This is a genomic window from Pseudomonas graminis (assembly GCF_013201545.1).
Lineage (GTDB): Bacteria > Pseudomonadota > Gammaproteobacteria > Pseudomonadales > Pseudomonadaceae > Aquipseudomonas.
Genome location: NZ_CP053746.1, coordinates 2,916,580 through 2,935,471 on the forward strand (window position 1 = coordinate 2,916,580; position 18,892 = coordinate 2,935,471).

General features: G+C 59.1%; 20 protein-coding genes and 1 tRNA gene. 18 read left to right on the top strand and 3 right to left on the bottom strand.

Translation table 11 applies throughout. From position 1 onward, the window contains the following. Positions 1-42 precede the first annotated feature (42 nt). From aspS to FX982_RS13165, 15 genes are all read left to right on the top strand, one after another. The gene (gene aspS, locus FX982_RS13095) at positions 43-1,818 is read left to right on the top strand and encodes an aspartate--tRNA ligase (RefSeq protein ID WP_172611025.1); all 1,776 of its coding nucleotides are present in this window, start codon (positions 43-45) and stop codon (positions 1,816-1,818) included. Positions 1,819-1,965: 147 nt separating this feature from the next. Continuing rightward, the gene (locus tag FX982_RS13100) at positions 1,966-2,712 is read left to right on the top strand and encodes a YebC/PmpR family DNA-binding transcriptional regulator (RefSeq protein WP_172611027.1); all 747 of its coding nucleotides are present in this window, start codon (positions 1,966-1,968) and stop codon (positions 2,710-2,712) included. Positions 2,713-2,836: 124 nt separating this feature from the next. After that, positions 2,837-3,361, top strand: coding sequence for a crossover junction endodeoxyribonuclease RuvC (gene ruvC / locus FX982_RS13105; protein WP_065989739.1), 525 nt, complete (start codon positions 2,837-2,839; stop codon positions 3,359-3,361). A 61-nt stretch (positions 3,362-3,422) separates the two neighbouring features. Further along, complete coding sequence (ruvA, locus tag FX982_RS13110) at positions 3,423-4,031, top strand: Holliday junction branch migration protein RuvA (protein ID WP_122537412.1); 609 nt, start codon at positions 3,423-3,425, stop codon at positions 4,029-4,031. Beyond that, the gene (gene ruvB / locus FX982_RS13115) at positions 4,032-5,087 is read left to right on the top strand and encodes a Holliday junction branch migration DNA helicase RuvB (RefSeq protein WP_172611028.1); all 1,056 of its coding nucleotides are present in this window, start codon (positions 4,032-4,034) and stop codon (positions 5,085-5,087) included. Positions 5,088-5,224: 137 nt separating this feature from the next. Then, positions 5,225-5,695, top strand: a complete 471-nt coding sequence (gene ybgC / locus FX982_RS13120) for a tol-pal system-associated acyl-CoA thioesterase (RefSeq protein WP_074893268.1) — start codon at positions 5,225-5,227, stop codon at positions 5,693-5,695. Next, complete coding sequence (gene tolQ, locus FX982_RS13125) at positions 5,685-6,380, top strand: protein TolQ (RefSeq protein ID WP_122537415.1); 696 nt, start codon at positions 5,685-5,687, stop codon at positions 6,378-6,380. Before ybgC ends, tolQ begins: the two co-directional genes overlap by 11 nt. Positions 6,381-6,394: 14 nt before the next feature. Further along, complete coding sequence (gene tolR, locus FX982_RS13130) at positions 6,395-6,859, top strand: protein TolR (RefSeq protein ID WP_037014073.1); 465 nt, start codon at positions 6,395-6,397, stop codon at positions 6,857-6,859. Then, positions 6,859-7,950: a cell envelope integrity protein TolA gene (gene tolA, locus FX982_RS13135; RefSeq protein ID WP_172611030.1), complete on the top strand. Its 1,092-nt coding sequence runs from the start codon at positions 6,859-6,861 to the stop codon at positions 7,948-7,950. Before tolR ends, tolA begins: the two co-directional genes overlap by 1 nt. Positions 7,951-7,967: 17 nt before the next feature. Then, positions 7,968-9,248 carry a Tol-Pal system beta propeller repeat protein TolB gene (gene tolB, locus FX982_RS13140; protein ID WP_172613050.1) on the top strand — a complete coding sequence of 427 codons (1,281 nt, stop codon included), beginning with the start codon at positions 7,968-7,970 and terminating at the stop codon, positions 9,246-9,248. Between the two features lie 53 nt (positions 9,249-9,301). Next, positions 9,302-9,805, top strand: a complete 504-nt coding sequence (gene pal, locus FX982_RS13145) for a peptidoglycan-associated lipoprotein Pal (protein WP_065989719.1) — start codon at positions 9,302-9,304, stop codon at positions 9,803-9,805. A gap of 6 nt (positions 9,806-9,811) precedes the next feature. Next, the gene (gene ybgF / locus FX982_RS13150) at positions 9,812-10,630 is read left to right on the top strand and encodes a tol-pal system protein YbgF (RefSeq protein ID WP_172611032.1); all 819 of its coding nucleotides are present in this window, start codon (positions 9,812-9,814) and stop codon (positions 10,628-10,630) included. Positions 10,631-10,809: 179 nt separating this feature from the next. After that, positions 10,810-11,457 carry a 7-carboxy-7-deazaguanine synthase QueE gene (gene queE, locus FX982_RS13155; RefSeq protein WP_172611034.1) on the top strand — a complete coding sequence of 216 codons (648 nt, stop codon included), beginning with the start codon at positions 10,810-10,812 and terminating at the stop codon, positions 11,455-11,457. 15 nt (positions 11,458-11,472) lie between these two features. Next, positions 11,473-12,147: a 7-cyano-7-deazaguanine synthase QueC gene (gene queC, locus FX982_RS13160; protein ID WP_172611036.1), complete on the top strand. Its 675-nt coding sequence runs from the start codon at positions 11,473-11,475 to the stop codon at positions 12,145-12,147. A 63-nt stretch (positions 12,148-12,210) separates the two neighbouring features. After that, positions 12,211-12,286, top strand: a tRNA-Lys gene (locus FX982_RS13165). A gap of 109 nt (positions 12,287-12,395) precedes the next feature. Here the strand turns inward: FX982_RS13165 and FX982_RS13170 are convergent. From FX982_RS13170 to FX982_RS13180, 3 genes are all read right to left on the bottom strand, one after another. Then, positions 12,396-13,493 carry a hypothetical protein gene (locus tag FX982_RS13170; protein WP_172611037.1) on the bottom strand — a complete coding sequence of 366 codons (1,098 nt, stop codon included), beginning with the start codon at positions 13,491-13,493 and terminating at the stop codon, positions 12,396-12,398. A 117-nt stretch (positions 13,494-13,610) separates the two neighbouring features. Beyond that, the gene (locus FX982_RS13175) at positions 13,611-13,925 is read right to left on the bottom strand and encodes a DUF7693 family protein (RefSeq protein ID WP_172611039.1); all 315 of its coding nucleotides are present in this window, start codon (positions 13,923-13,925) and stop codon (positions 13,611-13,613) included. A 133-nt stretch (positions 13,926-14,058) separates the two neighbouring features. After that, positions 14,059-14,979, bottom strand: coding sequence for a LysR family transcriptional regulator (locus tag FX982_RS13180; protein ID WP_172611041.1), 921 nt, complete (start codon positions 14,977-14,979; stop codon positions 14,059-14,061). Between the two features lie 85 nt (positions 14,980-15,064). Here FX982_RS13180 and FX982_RS13185 point away from each other — a divergent pair, with 85 nt between their 5' ends. The 3 genes from FX982_RS13185 to FX982_RS13195 all read left to right on the top strand — a co-directional run bounded on the left by FX982_RS13185 (position 15,065) and on the right by FX982_RS13195 (position 18,887). Continuing rightward, a complete protein-coding gene (locus FX982_RS13185) occupies positions 15,065-15,850 on the top strand; it encodes an NAD(P)H-dependent oxidoreductase (RefSeq protein ID WP_172611042.1) in 786 nt (261 codons plus the stop codon). Between the two features lie 146 nt (positions 15,851-15,996). Continuing rightward, positions 15,997-18,024, top strand: a complete 2,028-nt coding sequence (locus FX982_RS13190) for a methyl-accepting chemotaxis protein (protein WP_172611044.1) — start codon at positions 15,997-15,999, stop codon at positions 18,022-18,024. Positions 18,025-18,077: 53 nt separating this feature from the next. Beyond that, complete coding sequence (locus tag FX982_RS13195; RefSeq protein ID WP_172611046.1) at positions 18,078-18,887, top strand: helix-turn-helix transcriptional regulator; 810 nt, start codon at positions 18,078-18,080, stop codon at positions 18,885-18,887. Positions 18,888-18,892: the final 5 nt, after the last annotated feature.

Sequence of the window (18,892 nt, forward strand, 5' to 3'; positions counted from 1 at the left end):
AGCTCCATCGAATTCCGAATTACGAGAAGTGAACACACGATCATGATGCGCAGCCATTATTGCGGCCAACTGAACGAGAGCCTGGAAGGTCAGGAAATTACCCTTTGCGGATGGGTCCATCGCCGTCGCGACCACGGGGGGGTGATTTTCCTCGACATTCGCGATCGTGAAGGTCTGGCCCAAGTGGTTTTCGATCCGGATCGTGCGGACACCTTCGCCATCGCCGACCGTGTTCGCAGCGAATACGTGGTCAAGCTGACCGGCAAGGTACGTGCGCGTCCTGCCGGCGCCGTAAACCCGAACATGGCGTCGGGCGCGATCGAAGTGCTGGGCTATGAGCTGGAAGTCCTCAACGAGTCGGAAACCCCGCCGTTCCCGCTTAACGAATACTCCGACGTCGGCGAAGAAACCCGCCTGCGGTATCGCTTCATCGACCTGCGTCGTCCGGAGATGGCTGAAAAGCTGCGTCTTCGCTCGCGCATCACCTCCAGCATCCGTGGCTTTCTGGACGGCAACGGCTTCCTCGATGTCGAGACGCCGATCCTCACTCGCGCCACGCCCGAAGGCGCTCGCGACTATCTGGTGCCAAGCCGTACCCACCCAGGCAGCTTCTTCGCCTTGCCGCAATCGCCCCAGCTGTTCAAACAGCTGCTAATGGTTGCCGGTTTCGACCGTTACTACCAGATCGCCAAGTGCTTCCGCGACGAAGACCTGCGTGCCGACCGTCAGCCTGAATTCACTCAGATCGACATCGAGACCAGCTTCCTCAACGAAGAGGACATCATGGGCATCACCGAGACCATGGTCCGCAAGCTCTTCAAGGAAGTGCTGGATGTGGAGTTCGATGACTTCCCCCACATGACCTTCGAAGAAGCCATGCGCCGCTATGGCTCGGACAAACCAGACCTGCGTAACCCGCTGGAACTGGTTGACGTTGCCGATCAGCTTCAGGCCGTGGATTTCAAAGTGTTCAGCGGTCCTGCCAACGATCCGAAGTGCCGTGTGACGGCGCTGCGCGTTCCCGGCGGTGCAAGCATGCCGCGCAGCAAGATCGACGAGTACACCAAGTTCGTCGGCATCTACGGCGCCAAAGGTCTGGCCTACATCAAGGTCAACGAGCGCGCCAAGGGCGTCGAAGGCCTGCAGTCGCCGATCGTCAAGAACATCCCGGAAGCCAGCCTCAACGTGATCCTCGATCGCGTGGGCGCAGTGGACGGCGACATCGTGTTCTTCGGCGCGGACAAATTCAAAATCGTCAGCGAAGCACTGGGCGCTCTGCGCATCAAGCTGGGCCACGACCTGAACCTGCTCACCCGTGAATGGGCGCCGATGTGGGTCGTTGATTTCCCGATGTTCGAGGAAAACGACGACGGCAGCTTCTCCGCGCTGCACCACCCGTTCACCGCGCCGAAATGCTCGCCTGAAGAGCTTGAGGCCAACCCTGCCACCGCGCTGTCCCGCGCGTACGACATGGTGCTGAACGGCACTGAGTTGGGCGGCGGTTCGATCCGTATCCACCGCAAGGAAATGCAGCAGGCCGTGTTCCGTCTGCTGGGCATTTCCGAAGACGAGCAGCAGGAGAAGTTCGGCTTCCTGCTCGACGCACTGAAGTACGGCGCGCCGCCCCACGGTGGTCTGGCGTTCGGTCTGGATCGTCTGGTTATGCTGATGACCGGCGCTCAGTCCATTCGTGAAGTCATTGCCTTCCCGAAAACCCAGAGTGCTGCGGATGTGATGACCCAGGCACCGGGCGTGGTCGATGCCAAGGCACTGCGCGAGCTGCACATCCGCCTGCGCGAAACGCCAAAGGCAGAGTAAGCCGTGTCGGCCTTTTAGGCATGGGCTCGGCGGACCGACTATTCGGTCCGCCCTGAGCCTCGTCCATTTCGGGCACTGATTCGAGTAAAGCGTCTGCGTTTGAGCGATCAAGCGCGTGCGTGCGTGTTTCAAGGTTTGGAGCGTGTTATGGCTGGTCATTCCAAGTGGGCGAACATCAAGCACCGCAAAGAGCGTCAGGATGCCAAGAAAGGCAAGATCTTCACCAAGTGGATTCGCGAACTGACGGTCGCTGCCCGTCAGGGCGGCGGTGATCCGGCGTCGAACCCGCGCTTGCGTCTGGCGCAGGACAAGGCCCTTGGCGCGAACATGAGTCGCGACATCATCGACCGCGCCATCGCTCGTGGTGCCGGCGCCGCCGATGCCGATGATATGGTCGAACTGGGTTACGAAGGTTACGGCCCCGGCGGCGTTGCGGTCATGGTCGAAACCATGACTGATAACCGCAACCGGACCGCGGCTGCCGTGCGTCATGCGTTCAGCAAGTGCGGCGGCAACCTGGGGACTGACGGCTCGGTGTCTTATCTGTTCGAGCGCAAGGGGCAGATATCCTTCGCACCGGGCGTGGATGAAGACGCGCTGATCGAAGCTGCGATGGAAACGGATGCTGACGACGTAGTCACCCACGAAGATGGCTCCATTGACGTGTTCACTTCGTTCTCCAGTTTCTATGCCGTGCGCAACGCGCTGGAAGCCGCTGGTTTCACGCCCGCCGATGCGGAAATCGTGATGCAACCGACCACCAGTGCGGTGCTCGATCTGGACATGGCGGAAAAGGTCCTCAAGCTGATCGATATGCTGGAAGACCTGGATGACGTGCAGAACGTCTATTCCAACGCTGAAATCCCGGACGAGGTGCTGGAGCAGCTCGGCTGATCCTTTGCCCGCTCGAACTTGAGGCCGGAGCGCACGAAGCGTTGATGATCAACGCTATCGGCCTCCGGCTTCTGCCTTTATGCTGCGTCCAATTGTTTGCGTTACCTCTCAAGCTGCAGGCGTTATGACTCTTATTTTAGGTATCGACCCCGGTTCAAGAATTACCGGGTTTGGCGTGGTGCGTGATACCGGGCGCGGCTGCGAGTACGTGGCCTCGGGCTGCATTCGCACGGGCACAGGCTTGCTCCATGAGCGGCTGCAGATCGTGTATCGCGGCGTGCGCGAAGTCATCCAGACGTACGGCCCGGTGACGATGGGCATCGAGAAGGTGTTCATGGCGCGCAACCCGGACTCGGCCTTGAAGCTGGGTCAGGCCCGCGGTGCGGCGATTGTTGCGGGTGCCGAAGAAGGGCTGGAGATCGCCGAGTACACCGCGACTCAGGTCAAGCAGGCCGTCGCCGGAACGGGCGGCGCCAACAAGGATCAGGTGATGATGATGGTCATGCACCTGCTCAAGCTGACCACCAAGCCTCAAGTGGATGCGTCGGATGCACTGGCAATCGCCATGTGTCACGCGCATACCCGATCCAGCCTCATCCCTCACGGCCTGAATACGGCGCGCAGTCGTGGCGGACGTCTGCGGCTGTGATGGCATTATTCGCGTTAGTACGGCCCGTCCTGGCGATGGGCATCTGGAAAGGATTTGATTCGTGATTGGACGTCTACGCGGTACGTTGGTCGAGAAGCAGCCGCCGCATCTGGTACTGGATGTCAACGGCGTTGGTTACGAGGTCGAAGTGCCCATGACCACGCTCTATCGCCTGCCTCATCTGGGCGAAATCGTGACGCTGCATATCCATCTGGTGGTCCGCGAAGACGCGCACCTGCTGTTCGGTTTCTACGAAAAGCGTGACCGCGAGATGTTTCGCGAGCTGATTCGCCTGAACGGCGTCGGGCCGAAGCTGGCGCTGGCCCTGATGTCGACGCTGGAAGTGGACGAATTGGTGCGTTGTGTGCAGGCGCAGGACACCTCCGCGCTGACCCGCGTCCCGGGCGTTGGCAAGAAGACCGCCGAGCGGTTGCTGGTTGAGCTGAAGGATCGCTTCAAGGCGTGGGATTCGTTGCCAGGTACCTTCGCGCTCGTGTCGGACGGGCCGGGCGCGCCGATTCCAGTGGCGACGGCCGAGTCGGATGCTGTCAGCGCGTTGATTTCCCTGGGCTACAAGCCCCAGGAGGCGAGCAAAGCGGTGACCGCGATAAAAGACAAGAATCTCAGCAGCGAAGACCTCATTCGCCGCGCACTGAAGGGGATGCTGTAAGTGATAGACGCCGACCGTCTGATCGCCGCGACCGGGCGTGACCGTGACGAGCAACTGGACCGTGCGATTCGGCCGCTGAGCCTGGCCGATTACATTGGTCAGCCCACCGTGCGTGAGCAGATGGAACTGTTCATTCAGGCGGCGCGCGGGCGCAGTGAAGCGCTGGATCACACGCTGATCTTCGGTCCGCCAGGCCTGGGTAAAACCACACTGGCGCATATCATCGCCCAGGAAATGGGAGTATCGATCAAGAGCACCTCGGGCCCCGTGCTTGAACGACCGGGTGATCTTGCGGCGATTCTCACCAATCTTGAGCCCCACGACGTGCTGTTCATCGATGAAATCCACCGTCTGTCACCCATCGTTGAGGAAGTGCTGTACCCGGCGATGGAAGATTTCCAGCTGGACATCATGATCGGTGAGGGCCCTGCGGCGCGCTCCATCAAGCTTGATCTGCCGCCGTTCACACTGGTCGGCGCGACGACTCGCGCAGGCATGCTGACCAATCCGCTGCGTGACCGCTTCGGTATCGTGCAGCGTCTTGAGTTCTACAGCACTGCGGATCTGGCCACGATTGTGTCGCGCTCGGCGAAAATTCTCGGGCTGTACATCGAGGACGAAGGCGCATTCGAGATTGCCCGTCGTGCACGGGGTACGCCGCGGATCGCCAATCGGCTGCTGCGTCGGGTGAGGGATTTCGCCGAAGTACGCGCCAAGGGCGAGATCACCAAAGCCATTGCGGATCTCGCGCTGAACCTGCTGGACGTCGACGAGCGCGGATTCGATCACCAGGATCGACGCTTGCTGCTGACGATGATCGAGAAGTTCGACGGCGGGCCGGTCGGGGTGGATAACCTTGCGGCGGCCATCAGCGAAGAACGACACACAATTGAAGATGTGCTGGAGCCCTATTTGATTCAGCAAGGCTATATGATGCGCACACCTCGCGGTCGCATGGTCACGCGGCATGCGTATTTGCACTTCGGTCTGAACATCCCCTCGCGCCTGGGCGACCGTGCGGTGCTGGATGAACCGATCGAAGACCCTGACGAATAAATGCACGATCAACCGATTTATTCGGGTGTTTGGTGGTCTGACGGGCAGTCACCGCAAAGTGATGTGGCGCAGGCAGTAAAAACGATGAAAAACAGTTGCCTGGCCGGATTGGCAACCTGAGGAGTAAGCACTAGAGTATGCGCGCGCAAAACGGGGCTCAGTCGTTCGCACATCGTTGTCGCGTTTATTACGAGGACACCGATGCCGGCGGCATCGTTTATTACGTCAATTACCTGAAATTCATGGAGCGGGCTCGAACCGAGCGACTGCGGGAACTGGGCTTTGCCCAATCCGCAATGGCGGGTATCGAGAACCTGTTGTTCGTCGTGCATTCAAGCGAGGCTCGGTACCACAAGCCCGCGCGGCTGGACGACGAACTGCTGATCAGCGCCGAAGTAATCGAATTGAACCGCGCCAGCCTGCGCTTTCAGCAACAGGTCAGGCGGGCTGCGGATGATGTGCTGCTCTGCGAAGGGCAGTTTTTGGTGGCGTGTGTGCGCGCCGACAGTTTGAAACCCCGGGCCATTCCCGAAGCTCTGCGCACGGCCTTTGCCGGGCAGGGCGGCGCGGGTACACATTCAGAGCAGGAGATACAGCGTGGAAGCTAACGTCGTCGACCATTCCTCCATGTGGAGTTTGGTCAGCAATGCCAGCGTGGTTGTGCAGTTGGTAATGCTGATCCTGGTGGCCGCCTCGGTCACCTCGTGGATCATGATTTTTCAGCGCAGCGCCATGTTGCGCGCCGGGCGTAAGGCCTTGGACAGCTTCGAGGAGCGCTTCTGGTCAGGCATCGATCTGTCCAAGCTTTACCGTCAGGCTGGCAGCAACCCGGACCCTGACTCCGGCGTAGAGCAGATCTTCCGCGCGGGCTTCAAAGAGTTCTCCCGTCTGCGTCAGCAGGCCGGCGTCGATCCGGATGCGGTGATGGAAGGTGTTGCCCGTGCCATGCGCGTTGCCATCTCCCGTGAAGAAGAAAAGCTCGAGCAGAGCCTGCCGTTCCTGGCAACCGTCGGTTCCACCAGCCCGTACATCGGTCTGTTCGGTACCGTATGGGGCATCATGAACTCCTTCCGCGGTCTGGCCACTGCGCAGCAAGCCACTCTGGCCACGGTCGCACCGGGTATCGCCGAAGCACTGATTGCCACCGCTATCGGCCTGTTCGCAGCGATCCCTGCGGTCATCGCTTACAACCGCTTCGCCGCTCGTGGCGAGAACCTGATCGGTCGCTACTACACATTCGCCGACGAGTTCCAGGCGATCCTGCACCGTAAAGTGCACACCAGCGAAGAATAAGCAGGTATTTCCCAATGGCTTTAATCGCTCGCGGCCGACGCAACAAGCGCAAGCCGGTCGCCGAAATGAACGTGGTGCCGTACATCGACGTGATGCTGGTGCTGCTGGTCATCTTCATGGTGACGGCTCCGATGATCAACCAGGGCGTGAAAGTTGATCTGCCCAAGGTCTCCAGCGAGGCTTTGCCGCAGGACAACAACAATCAGGTCCTGACGATCTCGATCAAGGCTGACAAGACCTATTACTGGAACCTTGGCAGCGAAGTCGACACCGACAAGCAAATGGACAAGGCGATGACCTTGCCGCAACTGACCAGCGCAGTGACCAAAATCATTGCTGCCGGTCGTGACGCTGGCAAGCAGACTCAAGTGTTCATCCGTGGCGACAAGACGGTCGACTACGGCGCCGTGATGGGCACGATGGGCGGGTTGCAGAAGGCCGGGGTCGGGAACGTTGGTTTGATTACCGAGGCCCCCTGATGCAGCCGATTCGAGAGCCGTCCGCCTCGGAAAGCTACTTCTGGCCGTCCGTCTGGGCGGTAGGACTGCACGTCCTGATTTTTGGTTTGTTGTTCGTCAGCTTCGCAATGACGCCTGAGCTTCCTGAAGCCAGGCCGATTGTCCAGGCAACGCTCTATCAGTTGAAATCAAAAAGTCAGGCAACCACCCAGACCAACCAGAAGCTTGCCGGTGAGGCGAAGAAATCCGCTGCGCGACAAACCGAAGTCGAGCAGATGGAGCAGAAAAAAGTTGAGCAAGAGGCGGTGAAGGCGGCGGAACAAAAGAAAGCCGATGCCGCTCAAAAAGCCGAAGAACAAAAGGCCGAGGAAGCGAAGAAAGCTGACGACGCCAAAAAAGCCGATGACGCTAAAAAGGCTGCGGAAGACGCCAAGAAAGCCGAAGCCAAAAAAGCGGATGACGCGAAGAAAACCGCCGAAGAGAAACAATTGGCTGATATAGCCAAGAAGAAAGCCGAAGACGACGCGAAGAAGAAAGCCGAGGAAGACGCCAAGCGTGCGGCCGCTGAGGAAGCCAAGAAACAGGCTGCCGAGGACGCGAAGAAGCAGGCTGCGGACGACGCCAAGAAAAAGGCTGCTGAAGACGCGAAGAAGAAAGCGGCTGAGGATGCCAAGAAGAAGTCGGCCGAGGACGCGAAGAAGAAGGCGCAGGACGCTGCCCGCAAATCGGCGGAAGACAAGAAGGCGCAAGCACTGGCCGACCTGCTTTCCGATAAGCCGGAACGCCAGCAGGCGCTGGCCGATGAGCGTGGCGATGAAGTGGCTGGCAGCTTCGATGACTTGATTCGCTCTCGAGCCGCTGAAGGCTGGGCACGTCCACCTTCTGCGCGCAAGGGCATGACGGTCGTCCTGCAGATCAACATGTTGCCGGACGGCACCTTGACTTCGGTCACGGTGAGCAAGTCCAGCGGCGATGGTCCTTTCGACAGTTCAGCAGTAGCGGCGGTCAAGAATATTGGTCGTTTGACAGAGATGCAGGGGATGAAGCCTTCGGACTTCGCGCCTTACCGTTCATTCAAGATGACATTCACACCTGAGGACCTAGCCTTGTGATTAACCTTCTTCGAGGAATGCTTGTCGTTCTGTGTTGCGCAGCGGGTTTCGCCGCTGCCGACGAAAAGAACATTCTGGTAACAAGCGGCAGTGACCGCGCCACGCCTATCGCGGTCGTACCTTTTGGCTTGCAGGGCGGCAGCGTACTGCCGGAAGACATGGCCAAGATCATTGGCAACGACCTGCAGAACTCGGGCTACTACTCGCCGATTCCAAAGGAAAACATGATCAGCCAGCCAAGCCAGGCCAGCGAAGTCATCTTCCGCGACTGGAAAGCACTGGGCGCGCAGTACGTGATGGTCGGCAGCATCGTTCCTTCGGGCGGTCGCCTGCAGGTCCAATACGCACTGTTCAACGTGGCCACCGAGCAGCAGGTTCTGACCGGCAACGTTTCGGGCACAGCTGACCAGCTGCGTGATATGTCGCACTACATCGCCGACCAGTCGTTCGAAAAACTGACCGGCATCAAGGGTGCGTTTTCGACCCGTATGCTGTACGTGACTGCCGAGCGTTTCTCCACTGACAACACTCGCTACACGCTGCAGCGTTCGGACTACGACGGCGCCCGCGCGGTGACACTGCTGCAGTCCCGTGAACCGATCCTGTCGCCACGCTTTGCGCCGGACGGCAAGCGCATTGCCTATGTGTCGTTTGAGCAGAAGCGTCCGCGCATTTTCGTTCAGCACATCGACACCGGTCGCCGCGAGCAAATCACCAACTTCGAAGGCCTGAACGGCGCGCCTGCGTGGTCCCCGGACGGCAGCAAGCTGGCGATGGTCTTGTCGAAAGATGGCAACCCGGAAATCTATGTGATGAATCTGGCGTCGCGTCAATTGTCGCGAGTGACCAACGATTCCTCCATTGATACAGAACCGTTCTTCGGTAAAGACGGCTCGACGCTTTACTTCACGTCTGATCGCGGCGGCAAGCCACAAATTTATAAAACCAATATTAATGGCGGAGGGGCAGAGCGCGTTACTTTCATCGGTAACTACAATGCCAACCCTAAGTTATCGGCGGATGAAAAGACTCTGGTGATGATCCATCGTCAAGATGGCTTCACCAACTTCAAGGTGGCGGCTCAGGATTTGCAGCGCGGTAGCGTAAAAATCCTCACAGACAGCAACCTTGATGAGTCGCCTACTGTTGCGCCTAACGGCACCATGGTAATCTACGCCACCCGCCAGCAGGGCCGGGGAGTCTTGATGCTCGTGTCCATTAATGGACGCGTAAGGCTCCCGCTTCCTACCGCTCAAGGCGAAGTCAGAGAACCTTCCTGGTCCCCTTACCTGAACTGACGCGGCGCTTTACGTTGTACTTAACACACTTGGGGTTCATTAGGAGTTTTACGATGGAAATGCTGAAGTTTGGTAAATTTGCTGCGCTGGCTCTGGCCATGGCCGTAGCTGTAGGTTGCTCGTCCAAAGGCGGCGACAATGCCGGTGCTGGCGGCGCTGCTGTAGATCCTAACGCTGGTTACGGCGCTAACTCTGGCGCTGTTGATGGCAGCTTGAGCGAAGAAGCTGCTCTGCGCGCTATCACTACTTTCTACTTCGAATACGACAGTTCTGACCTGAAACCAGAAGCCATGCGCGCTCTGGACGTTCACGCCAAAGACCTGAAAGCCAACGGCGCTCGCGTAGTTCTGGAAGGCAACACCGACGAACGCGGTACTCGCGAATACAACCTGGCACTGGGCGAGCGTCGTGCGAAAGCCGTTCAACGCTACCTGGTTCTGCAGGGCGTTTCGCCAGCTCAGCTGGAACTCGTTTCCTACGGTGAAGAGCGTCCAGTTGCTACCGGTAACGACGAGCAATCGTGGGCTCAAAACCGTCGCGTCGAACTGCGTAAGTAATTTGACATGCGAACGTGCCGACGTGCTTTAACCGTTTTGGCTCTCACCCTTCCTCTTGCAGCGATGGGTGCGGTTCCTGTGGTCGATGACAACTCTGGCTCTGCTGGTAGCAGTTATCCGCCATCGGGTTATGGTACGTCTGGCGCCTACGCCGGAGGTGCGGCTACGGCCGCGCCTTCGGCGCAAGGTCAGCTGTTCATGCAGTTGCAGCAAATGCAGGACGAAATTTCGCGCTTGCGTGGAATGGTGGAAGTCCAGCAGAACGATATCCAGCAGATGAAGCAAGAAGCGCTGGATCGTTATAAGGATCTCGACTCCCGAATCGGAGCTGGAGGCGCATCTGCCCCATCAGCTGCCAACAATTCTGCTTCCGACGGCGGCAGCAATGCCGGCGGAGCACCCGCGTCATCAACCGCTCAAGCGCCTCAGGCGAGCAGCGAGCCCGGTGACCCAGCGAAAGAAAAGCTCTATTACGACGCTGCTTTCGACTTGATCAAAGCGAAGGATTTCGACAAGGCCAGTCAGGCGTTTGCGGCTTTCTTGCGCAAATACCCGAACAGCCAGTATGCGGGCAACGCCCAATACTGGTTGGGCGAAGTGAACCTGGCCAAAGGCGACCTTCAAGGTGCCGGTCAGGCCTTTGCAAAGGTCAGTCAGCTCTACCCAAAGCACGCCAAAGTGCCTGATTCCCTGTACAAGTTGGCGGACGTTGAACGTCGCCTGGGTCACACCGACAAAGTGAAGGGTATCCTTCAGCAAGTTGTTGCTCAGTACCCGGCCAGTTCAGCCGCTCAGCTGGCACAGCGGGACCTGCAGCGTCTCTGATTGCCAGGCAATCTGACCGCTGATTCAAGAAAGCCGCGCATTGCGCGGCTTTCTTCGTTAGAATTCCGCCCCCGAAATTCCGGTATTGACTACGCTTCCGTGGATTCTGCGTGTGCAGGGTGTACAGAAGTGCCTGACGGAGGCGGATGGCCTGTTTAGCCGTTACGCCCGTGGCCCTTATGCAAGACACATTACGCATCACCGAAGTTTTCTACTCTTTGCAGGGTGAAACGCGCACGGCAGGCTTGCCTACCGTTTTCGTGCGTCTCACCGGCTGTCCATTGCGTTGCGGTTATTGCGACAGCGAATACGCCTTCACGGGCGGAACCATCCAGACTCTCGATTCACTGATGGAGCAGGTTGCCAGCTACCGCCCGCGCTACGTCTGCGTCACAGGCGGCGAGCCCTTGGCGCAGCCAAACGCCATCCCTTTGCTTCAGCGGCTGTGTGACGCGGGCTACGAGGTTTCGCTGGAAACCAGTGGCGCGCTGGACATCTCCAAGGTCGATCCCCGCGTGAGCCGTGTCGTCGACCTGAAAACCCCGGGTTCAAAAGAAGTGGCGCGCAATCGATACGAAAATATCGAGCTGCTCACGTCCAACGACCAGATCAAATTCGTGATTTGTTCGCGAGAAGACTACGACTGGGCCGTCTCGAAGATCATTCAGTACGGTTTGGACCGTCGTGCCGGCGAAGTGCTGTTTTCCCCTGTCCACCGCGATCTGAACGTCAGAGACCTGGCCGACTGGATCGTGGCCGACAACCTTCCGGTGCGTCTGCAGTTGCAGTTGCACAAAATCCTGTGGAACGACGAGCCGGGGCGATAAATGAGTGAGCAACCGATGACTGAGAAAAGAGCGGTAATCCTGCTGTCTGGCGGGCTGGACTCGGCCACCGTGGTGGCGATGGCCAAGGCCGATGGCTTCAGCTGCTACACGATGAGTTTTGACTACGGCCAACGGCATCGTGCCGAGCTGCAGGCGGCGGAGCGTGTAGCAGCGGATATGGGCGTGGTCGAACACAAGGTCATCGGCCTTAACCTCAATGGCATTGGCGGTTCCGCGCTGACCGACAGCAACATCGCGGTGCCGGAGACGCCGGGCGAGGGCATTCCGGTCACGTACGTGCCGGCGCGCAATACCGTTTTCCTCTCTCTCGCGTTGGGCTGGGCGGAAGTGCTTGGTGCCCGGGACATCTTCATTGGCGTCAACGCCGTGGATTACTCCGGCTACCCGGATTGCCGTCCGGAGTTCGTCGAGTCGTTCGAGCGCATGGCCAATCTCGCCACAAAGGCTGGTGTCGAAGGTGAGGGCTTCACGATACAGGCGCCGCTGCAGATGCTAAGCAAGGCCGATATCGTCAAAACCGGTACGCGTCTGGGTGTGGATTACGCATTGACGGTTTCCTGCTATCAGGCCGACGAGCAGGGACGTGCGTGCGGGAAATGCGACAGCTGCCGATTGCGCGCTGAGGGCTTCGCGGCGGCTGGCGTGACGGACCCAACGCGTTATTTTTAAATTATTTTCGCTTGGGTGTTGAATTACTGTGAAATATCAGTAATATACGCGCCACAACGAAGCGGGTCGTTAGCTCAGTTGGTAGAGCAGTTGGCTTTTAACCAATTGGTCGTAGGTTCGAATCCCACACGACCCACCATTTCGAAAATCTGGAAGGCCCATGCAAATGCGGATTTCCAGATTTTTTTTTGCCTGCCTGAAAGCAGCGCCGGGCCTGACTCAAAAACTCATCGCCCCTCGCATCAATCTCACGCCTTGCCGAACGTCACGTCCAGGGACATCGAGTCAGTGTGCCGCATAGGGTTGCTGCCCTGGCCCAAGGTGTCGTCATTTGGATGCTGATAGGTCATTCCAGTGCCCAGTGCTTTGGTCAGGAACGCGCCCCCCTGTTTCATCTTCTCCGTGGACCCGTCGTACCATCCGGCGATTGTTTTGTTCCCGGCGGAGTCCAGGGACGTGATGCTGTCAGGTGCGTTGTCAGCAATACTTTGCTTGTCACCGACCTCAAACCCTTTGCCGTCAGTCGCATGGATTGCCGCGTTGCGGCCATCGATGTCGCTGGTATTGATGAAGCCGTTGTAGAACTCCAGGCGGCTCGCATCAGGCTTGTAGTTGCCGTCCGCGTCGGCCTGTTTGAGCAGGCCCGTCGTATCTGCCTCGTACTTCATCGTCCCTCTCTGCCCAGGCTCGAGTGACAGTTCGCCTACCAGTTTTTCATTCTTGTCGAACTGGCCAATCTTTATCGCGTGGTCTTGAGTATTGGTGATATTGAGCGAGTAAGGCCCGCTGCCAGCGGTGGCGGCGTCGCCCACAGCGCCCGGCTTGCCTACGGATTCAGGCGCAGTTGCGGGCTTGGAGGCCGTCAACGTGTCCGGCGCAGGAATGGAGGCATGAGGAGCGGTCGATTGCGCCTGGGTTAACCCTGGCGTTGCAGCCGGCTGTTGGGACACAGCGTTCGCTGCCATCGGCTGACCAGCTGCCGAGACTGCCGCTGACTTGCCTTGCGGACTGCCACCGCCTGGGGAAGATGCGCCCGTATCGCCCCGACTTTGCTGCATGAACTGTGCGAGCGCCTGCATGATTTGCTCGACCAGATTACGTACCGATGCAGCGAGGTCCTGATCGGTGGGATTGGCCGCGCGCTCGCTGGCATTCACTCGGCTGTCACTGTGGTGCGGCGAGGGTCCGCCGAAGCTCACCGACTGCGCACCGGCACCGGGCGACGCACCAAAATCGATGCCTGCGCCCGCTTGCCGTTGATCAGCGAAACGCCCTTGGGGCGAGCCAAAATCGCTGTTATGCAAGCCGAACATCTGATCAACAGGCCCACTCACTTTCGTCGACATACGCCACCCGCTCTGGACTTTATACCGCGTGTGTGGCACCGGATCCGCTTTGGTTCCATCGTCCCATGCTATGGGGCCAAGGCCGTTTCTTTTGACGCGCGGTGTATGAGCGTTCGCTTAGATAAGGGAGAGCAGCGTTTCCAGCTGACCGCGTTCCCAAGTGCTCAGCAGCTCAAGCGGATCAGTGGCGTAGCGTTGGCGGGCGTCAAACATGTAGAGACGGCCTTCGGGGCTGAGGCAGCGGTCGCAGTGATCCAGGGCATTGTGCTCTTTGTAAAACGTGACCAGCCAGCCATCAACCTCTACGGTCATCAGGCCGCTGTCGATGTCGACTTGAGCGTCGCCGCCCACCCGACGCATCACCCGAATGCCGAGGGCGATGTCACGCAGCACCTGACAGGTGTCACGGGAAGTAAGAGGCTTTGCTGTCAAATGGACTTTCCTTGATGGCTCAGCTTGAAGGGCGGTTACTTGAAAATGTCTACCCAAGGTACGTGCCAGTGGCATCGTTTTGATAGCTCCGCGTCATTTTTTGGATTGTCCATGACTGATGCAGAGCTCAGTGTCAGTGCCGCAGGCAGGAAGTCGTTTCAACCGTTGAAGCGATGAGGTCGCGCAGCCACATGTGCGCGGGATCGCGGTGCAGGCGCTCTGGCCATAGCATCAACATTTCAAACCCGGGGATAACGAGAGGAGGATCCTGGACATGCAAGGCAGCCTCGTCTTGCACCATCCTCTGCGGCACGACTGCCACCAGATCACTGTGCGTCAGGGCCGAAATAAGTGAGTTGAAGTTGGGCACCGACAACACCACTTGGCGTTGCAGACCTTTGATCGCCAATGCCTGATCAGTGGTGCCAGTAAAGCCTGCGCCGTTGGGGGACATGATGGCGTGTTCAAGGGCGCAAAACGCTTTGAGGGTCAGCTTTGACTGGAAGGCTGGGTGCCCGTGCCGGCCGGCCAGGACGTAGCGTTCGTGGACCAGCGAGCGTTGACGCAACGTCGGCGGAGCTTCGTCGCGAATGTGCAGAGCGAGATCGAGACGACCACCTTCCAGGTCGCTGGCAAGGTCGAGAGGGTGCTTGTTCAGCAGCGCCAACCGAGTCTTCGGCGCGATGTTCCTGATCCGTCGCAGCGACGGCCAGACAAGAGCGGTGGTGGCGTAGTCGCTGGCGGCTACTTTCCAGGTTTGATTTGAGGATCCGGGGTCAAATGCATCAGCAGGGCTCAATGCGCTGTTCAAGGCTGCCAGCGCTTCGCTCAACGGCTTGCGCAATTCGCGGGCGCGTTCCGTGGGCAGCATGCCTCGGGGGCCTGGCAAGAGCAGAGGATCGGCCAGCATCTCCCTGAGCCTGCCCAACTGCAGGCTGACAGTTGGCTGCGATAGGTTGAGGACGCGTGCCGCGCGCGTCACATTCAGTTCAGCCAGCAAGACATCGAGCGTCAGCAGCAGATTGAGGTCCAGTCGGCGCAAGATATTGTGCATGCAAATACCAGCTGTTTCGGGAATTCATTTCTAGCATAGCGCGATCGCCGCTACGGTGAGGCATCCATCCCATCCGGAGCCTCTTGTGAACATACTGTTGATCTACGCCCACCCTGAATCTCGCTCTCTCAATGGCTCGCTGAGGGACTTTGCGATCGCCCATCTCAAGGCGGCTGGCCATGAAGTGGAAATATCGGATCTCTACAAAATGAAGTGGAAGGCGGCGCTTGACCCTGACGACGCACCTGGTTACGACCCCAGCACGCCTTTCAATCCCGCCGTTGAGTCACACCGAGTGTTCTCCGCCGGTGTCCAGCCCCACGACATCGAGATTGAGCAAGCCAAGTTACAGTGGGCTGATGCCGTGGTGTTCCAGTTTCCACTGTGGTGGTTTTCGATGCCGGCGATCCTCAAGGGCTGGGTCGATCGAGTGTATGCCTATGGTTTTGCCTATGGTGTGGGCGAGCACAGTGAAAGCCATTGGGGTGATCGCTACGGCGAGGGCCGGATGGCCGGGAAGCGCGCGATGCTCGCGGTCACTATGGGCGGATGGGAGTCTCACTACAGCAAACGCGGGGTGAACGGTGCGTTGAATGACGTGCTCTTTCCGATACAGCACGGGGTGCTGTTTTACCCCGGGTTTACAGTCCTGCCGCCTTTCCCGATCTATAAAACCGGCAAGGTCGACGCTGTCCGGTTCGACCAGCTGTGCGCTGAATATGCGACGCGGCTGGATAACCTCTTCACCGATCCGCCACTGCCGTTTCGTCGACAGAATGCCGGCGATTATGAGATCCCGGCGCTCACGCTCAAGCCGCACCTGGCGCCGGGGCGCCACGACTTTGGGATCCATTACACCGACGGCGATTAAAACTGAAGCAATCGTGCGGACCTCGGTTCGAACCCTCCGACCAACGCCACGTCCTGTCCTTCAAGTCAGATTTTCCACGGCCGATACAGAGGAAAGCTGTCGCGTATGCACGCATCCGCTCAGCGATCCTTTCTAGCGAGCCGACGATGAACCCATTCAATCTCTTTAACCGAACCCGTGCCAACCGCCAGGAAGCGATCAGCATTAATTGCACTGCTGGCGAACTGGACCGTGCCCTCGCGGCCGTGCGTTCGGCTCCCGTTCTGGTGACAGGCTTCGTCTCTCCGCACCTGGATATCGATCAAGTCGCTGCGCGTATCAAGCAGCGCTTTCCCGACAGCGTGCTGAGCCTGTGCACCACCTCCGGCGAGCTGTGCAACAGTGCGACCGGTTTGTATTGTGCGACCGGCGATCGATGGGACCGCATCGTTCTGCAGCTCTTCGAACGCAGCGTAATTGCCTCCGCTGAAGTGGTGATGGTGCCGCTGGAATGCGAAGACATCCGCGGCGGAGGCAAGCGCATGGAGATGCGTGAGCGCATCGAAAAACTGGTCAACAACATCAAGCGTGCGCAGGTCAGCACCACCATCGATCATCGCGACACCTTGGCCTATGTGGTGTTCGATGGCTTGTCAGCGTCCGAATCGTTCTTCATGGAAGCGCTGTATGAATCCGGGCGCTTTCCCTGCCTCTTTGTAGGAGGCTCCGCCGGCGGCAAGTCGGATTTCAAGAAGACGCTGATCCACGACGGCCAGCGCAGCTATCAGAATCATGCGCAGATTGTCTTCATCAAGACCGCCGCCGACATACGGTTTGGCGTGTTCAAAAGTCAGAATTTCCAGCCCGCCGGGCTGACCTTCAGTGTCCTGACCGCATCTGTCGAAGACCGCACTATCGATCAGGTGATCGACAGCAAGGGCAACATCATGAGCATGGTCCAGGCGCTGTGTAACGCCTTCGATTGTGACGCCCACGCCCTCGAGAAGAACCTGGCTGATTACTCCTTTGCCATTCGGGTGGGCAGCGAGTTGTTCGTGCGCTCCATCGCCCGCATCGACCATGCGCAGCAGATCATTCAGCTGTTCTGCGACGTGGCTCCCGGCGAGGAACTGGTAATGGTCAAGCGCACGCCGTTGCGCGAAGCCACCCGCGTGGATTACGAGCAATTCCTGCGCGGCAAAGGCGGGCAGCCCGTCGCGGCGATCCTCAACGACTGCATCTTGCGTCGGGCCAACAACGGCAAGGACCTGGGCAGCATGACCGGATTGTTCGGTGACGTACCGCTGGTGGGTTTCTCGACCTTTGGTGAAATTCTCGGCCTGAACCTAAACCAGACGCTCACCGCGATCTTCTTCTTTCGCGTGGCAAAAGGCGCGTCATTCACGGATGAGTACGTGGACAATTTCATTGCCCACTATGGCGAATTCAAGGCGTTTTTCCTGCGCCGTCAGCTCAAGAAAATGGTGGGCTTGAATCACGTCATCGTGAAGCAGATCGAGTCGTTCAAGCTCAACGATTTCAACAACGCCCTGGATACCCGCGGGCTGGATACCAAAATCCTGCCTGTCTTCGAAGGCCTCGCCGCACTGGGTCGGGTGCTTGCCCAGGCCGGTCAGCAGCAGGAAGAGATGTCCACGCAAATCAAGCACTACTCCGGCGAGCTGCACCTGTCGATGGACGATCTCGCCGGTACGATTGACCAGCAGAACACCGTCTCGACAAACGCCGGCAATACCGTTGTAGCGCTGGTCAGCCAGGCGGACGAAGCAGTGGTCGGCGCACGAGCCCTTGCGGAATCGAGCCTGCGCATCCAGTCCATCGTGCAGGTGATTCAACAGATCGCCGGCCAGACCAATCTGCTGGCGCTCAACGCCGCCATTGAAGCCGCACGGGCAGGGGATCTGGGCCGAGGCTTTGCGGTGGTCGCCGACGAAGTGCGCAAGCTGGCGGAAATCACCCGCAAGAACGCGGCGGAAATCGGCGTCGACATCGACCTGCTCTCCAGCGAGATCCAGCGGGTGGCGCAGCAGATCGAGGACCAGTCCACCGGCGTCGGCGCGCTGCGCGAAATGCTCGACTCTCTGGAACATTCTAACCAGGCCACCGAAGGCACGGCCCGGCGCACTAAAGCCATCGCCGATACCCTGACCGGCTTGACCCACGCCAGAGCTTGACCCACGATGCCTGATTGTCGGCGATCAACGACCGCAGGGATCAAGAGTGAGTTATGGCGAAAAGACCGTCGATAGAGCAGCGCCGCGAGTTCGGCAATTTCCTGTCCAGCCGGCGGGCGCGGCTTGATCCGAAGGACTTCGGTCTGCCGGAAGGGCCGCGGCGCACGCCCGGATTGCGTCGCGAAGAGGTAGCGGCGCTCGCCGGGGTCAGCGTCAGCTGGTACACCTGGCTTGAACAGGGCCGCGACATTCAGCCCTCGCCGGACGCGCTGCAACGGATCTCCAAAGTCCTCAAGCTTGATCGTGTGGAGTCTGCGCATCTGTATGCGCTGTCCTCACTGGAGGTGCCGGCTGCTGCGACCGGGGGCGGGGTAACGGCCGGCCTGGAAATGCTGGTGCAGGCGATCAACCCCATTCCAGCGTATGTGCGCAACGCCCGGCTCGACATTCTGGCGTGGAACGACGCCATCGCCGAGCTGTTTGTCGACTACGGTTCGTTGCAGCCCCATGAGCGCAACACGCTGCGTCTGCTTTTTCTGTACATCCCGTACCGAACCATCATTCTGGATTGGGAGCAGATGGCGCGCGGCATGATCAGTGCGTTTCGGGCATCGCGCGCGCTGGCCCAGGACAAGGCACCGTTCGACAGCCTGATCGAAGAACTTTCGGGCCTGAGCCCCGAATTCAAAGAGTGGTGGCAGGACACCGAGGTCAAAGGTTTTGAAGAGGGTCGCAAGCGTCTGCTGCATCCTATCAGCGGCCATATCGATTTCACCTATGTCGCGCTGACGCCTGAAGGACGGCCGGATCTCTCGCTGGTGACTTACATTCCTCGCCACACTGCCTATGACTCACGGTCATAGGATAA

Coding starts and splice junctions, on each gene's coding strand:
- queC (WP_172611036.1), top strand. CDS start 11,473: ATGACTGAGAAAAGAGCGGTAATCCTGCTGTCTGGCGGGCTGGACTCG.
- ruvC (WP_065989739.1), top strand. CDS start 2,837: ATGACTCTTATTTTAGGTATCGACCCCGGTTCAAGAATTACCGGGTTT.
- FX982_RS13180 (WP_172611041.1), bottom strand. CDS start 14,979: ATGCACAATATCTTGCGCCGACTGGACCTCAATCTGCTGCTGACGCTC.
- FX982_RS13170 (WP_172611037.1), bottom strand. CDS start 13,493: ATGTCGACGAAAGTGAGTGGGCCTGTTGATCAGATGTTCGGCTTGCAT.
- queE (WP_172611034.1), top strand. CDS start 10,810: ATGCAAGACACATTACGCATCACCGAAGTTTTCTACTCTTTGCAGGGT.
- ybgF (WP_172611032.1), top strand. CDS start 9,812: ATGCGAACGTGCCGACGTGCTTTAACCGTTTTGGCTCTCACCCTTCCT.
- tolB (WP_172613050.1), top strand. CDS start 7,968: ATGCTTGTCGTTCTGTGTTGCGCAGCGGGTTTCGCCGCTGCCGACGAA.
- pal (WP_065989719.1), top strand. CDS start 9,302: ATGGAAATGCTGAAGTTTGGTAAATTTGCTGCGCTGGCTCTGGCCATG.
- ybgC (WP_074893268.1), top strand. CDS start 5,225: ATGCGCGCGCAAAACGGGGCTCAGTCGTTCGCACATCGTTGTCGCGTT.
- aspS (WP_172611025.1), top strand. CDS start 43: ATGATGCGCAGCCATTATTGCGGCCAACTGAACGAGAGCCTGGAAGGT.
- tolA (WP_172611030.1), top strand. CDS start 6,859: ATGCAGCCGATTCGAGAGCCGTCCGCCTCGGAAAGCTACTTCTGGCCG.
- FX982_RS13195 (WP_172611046.1), top strand. CDS start 18,078: ATGGCGAAAAGACCGTCGATAGAGCAGCGCCGCGAGTTCGGCAATTTC.
- tolR (WP_037014073.1), top strand. CDS start 6,395: ATGGCTTTAATCGCTCGCGGCCGACGCAACAAGCGCAAGCCGGTCGCC.
- FX982_RS13100 (WP_172611027.1), top strand. CDS start 1,966: ATGGCTGGTCATTCCAAGTGGGCGAACATCAAGCACCGCAAAGAGCGT.
- FX982_RS13190 (WP_172611044.1), top strand. CDS start 15,997: ATGAACCCATTCAATCTCTTTAACCGAACCCGTGCCAACCGCCAGGAA.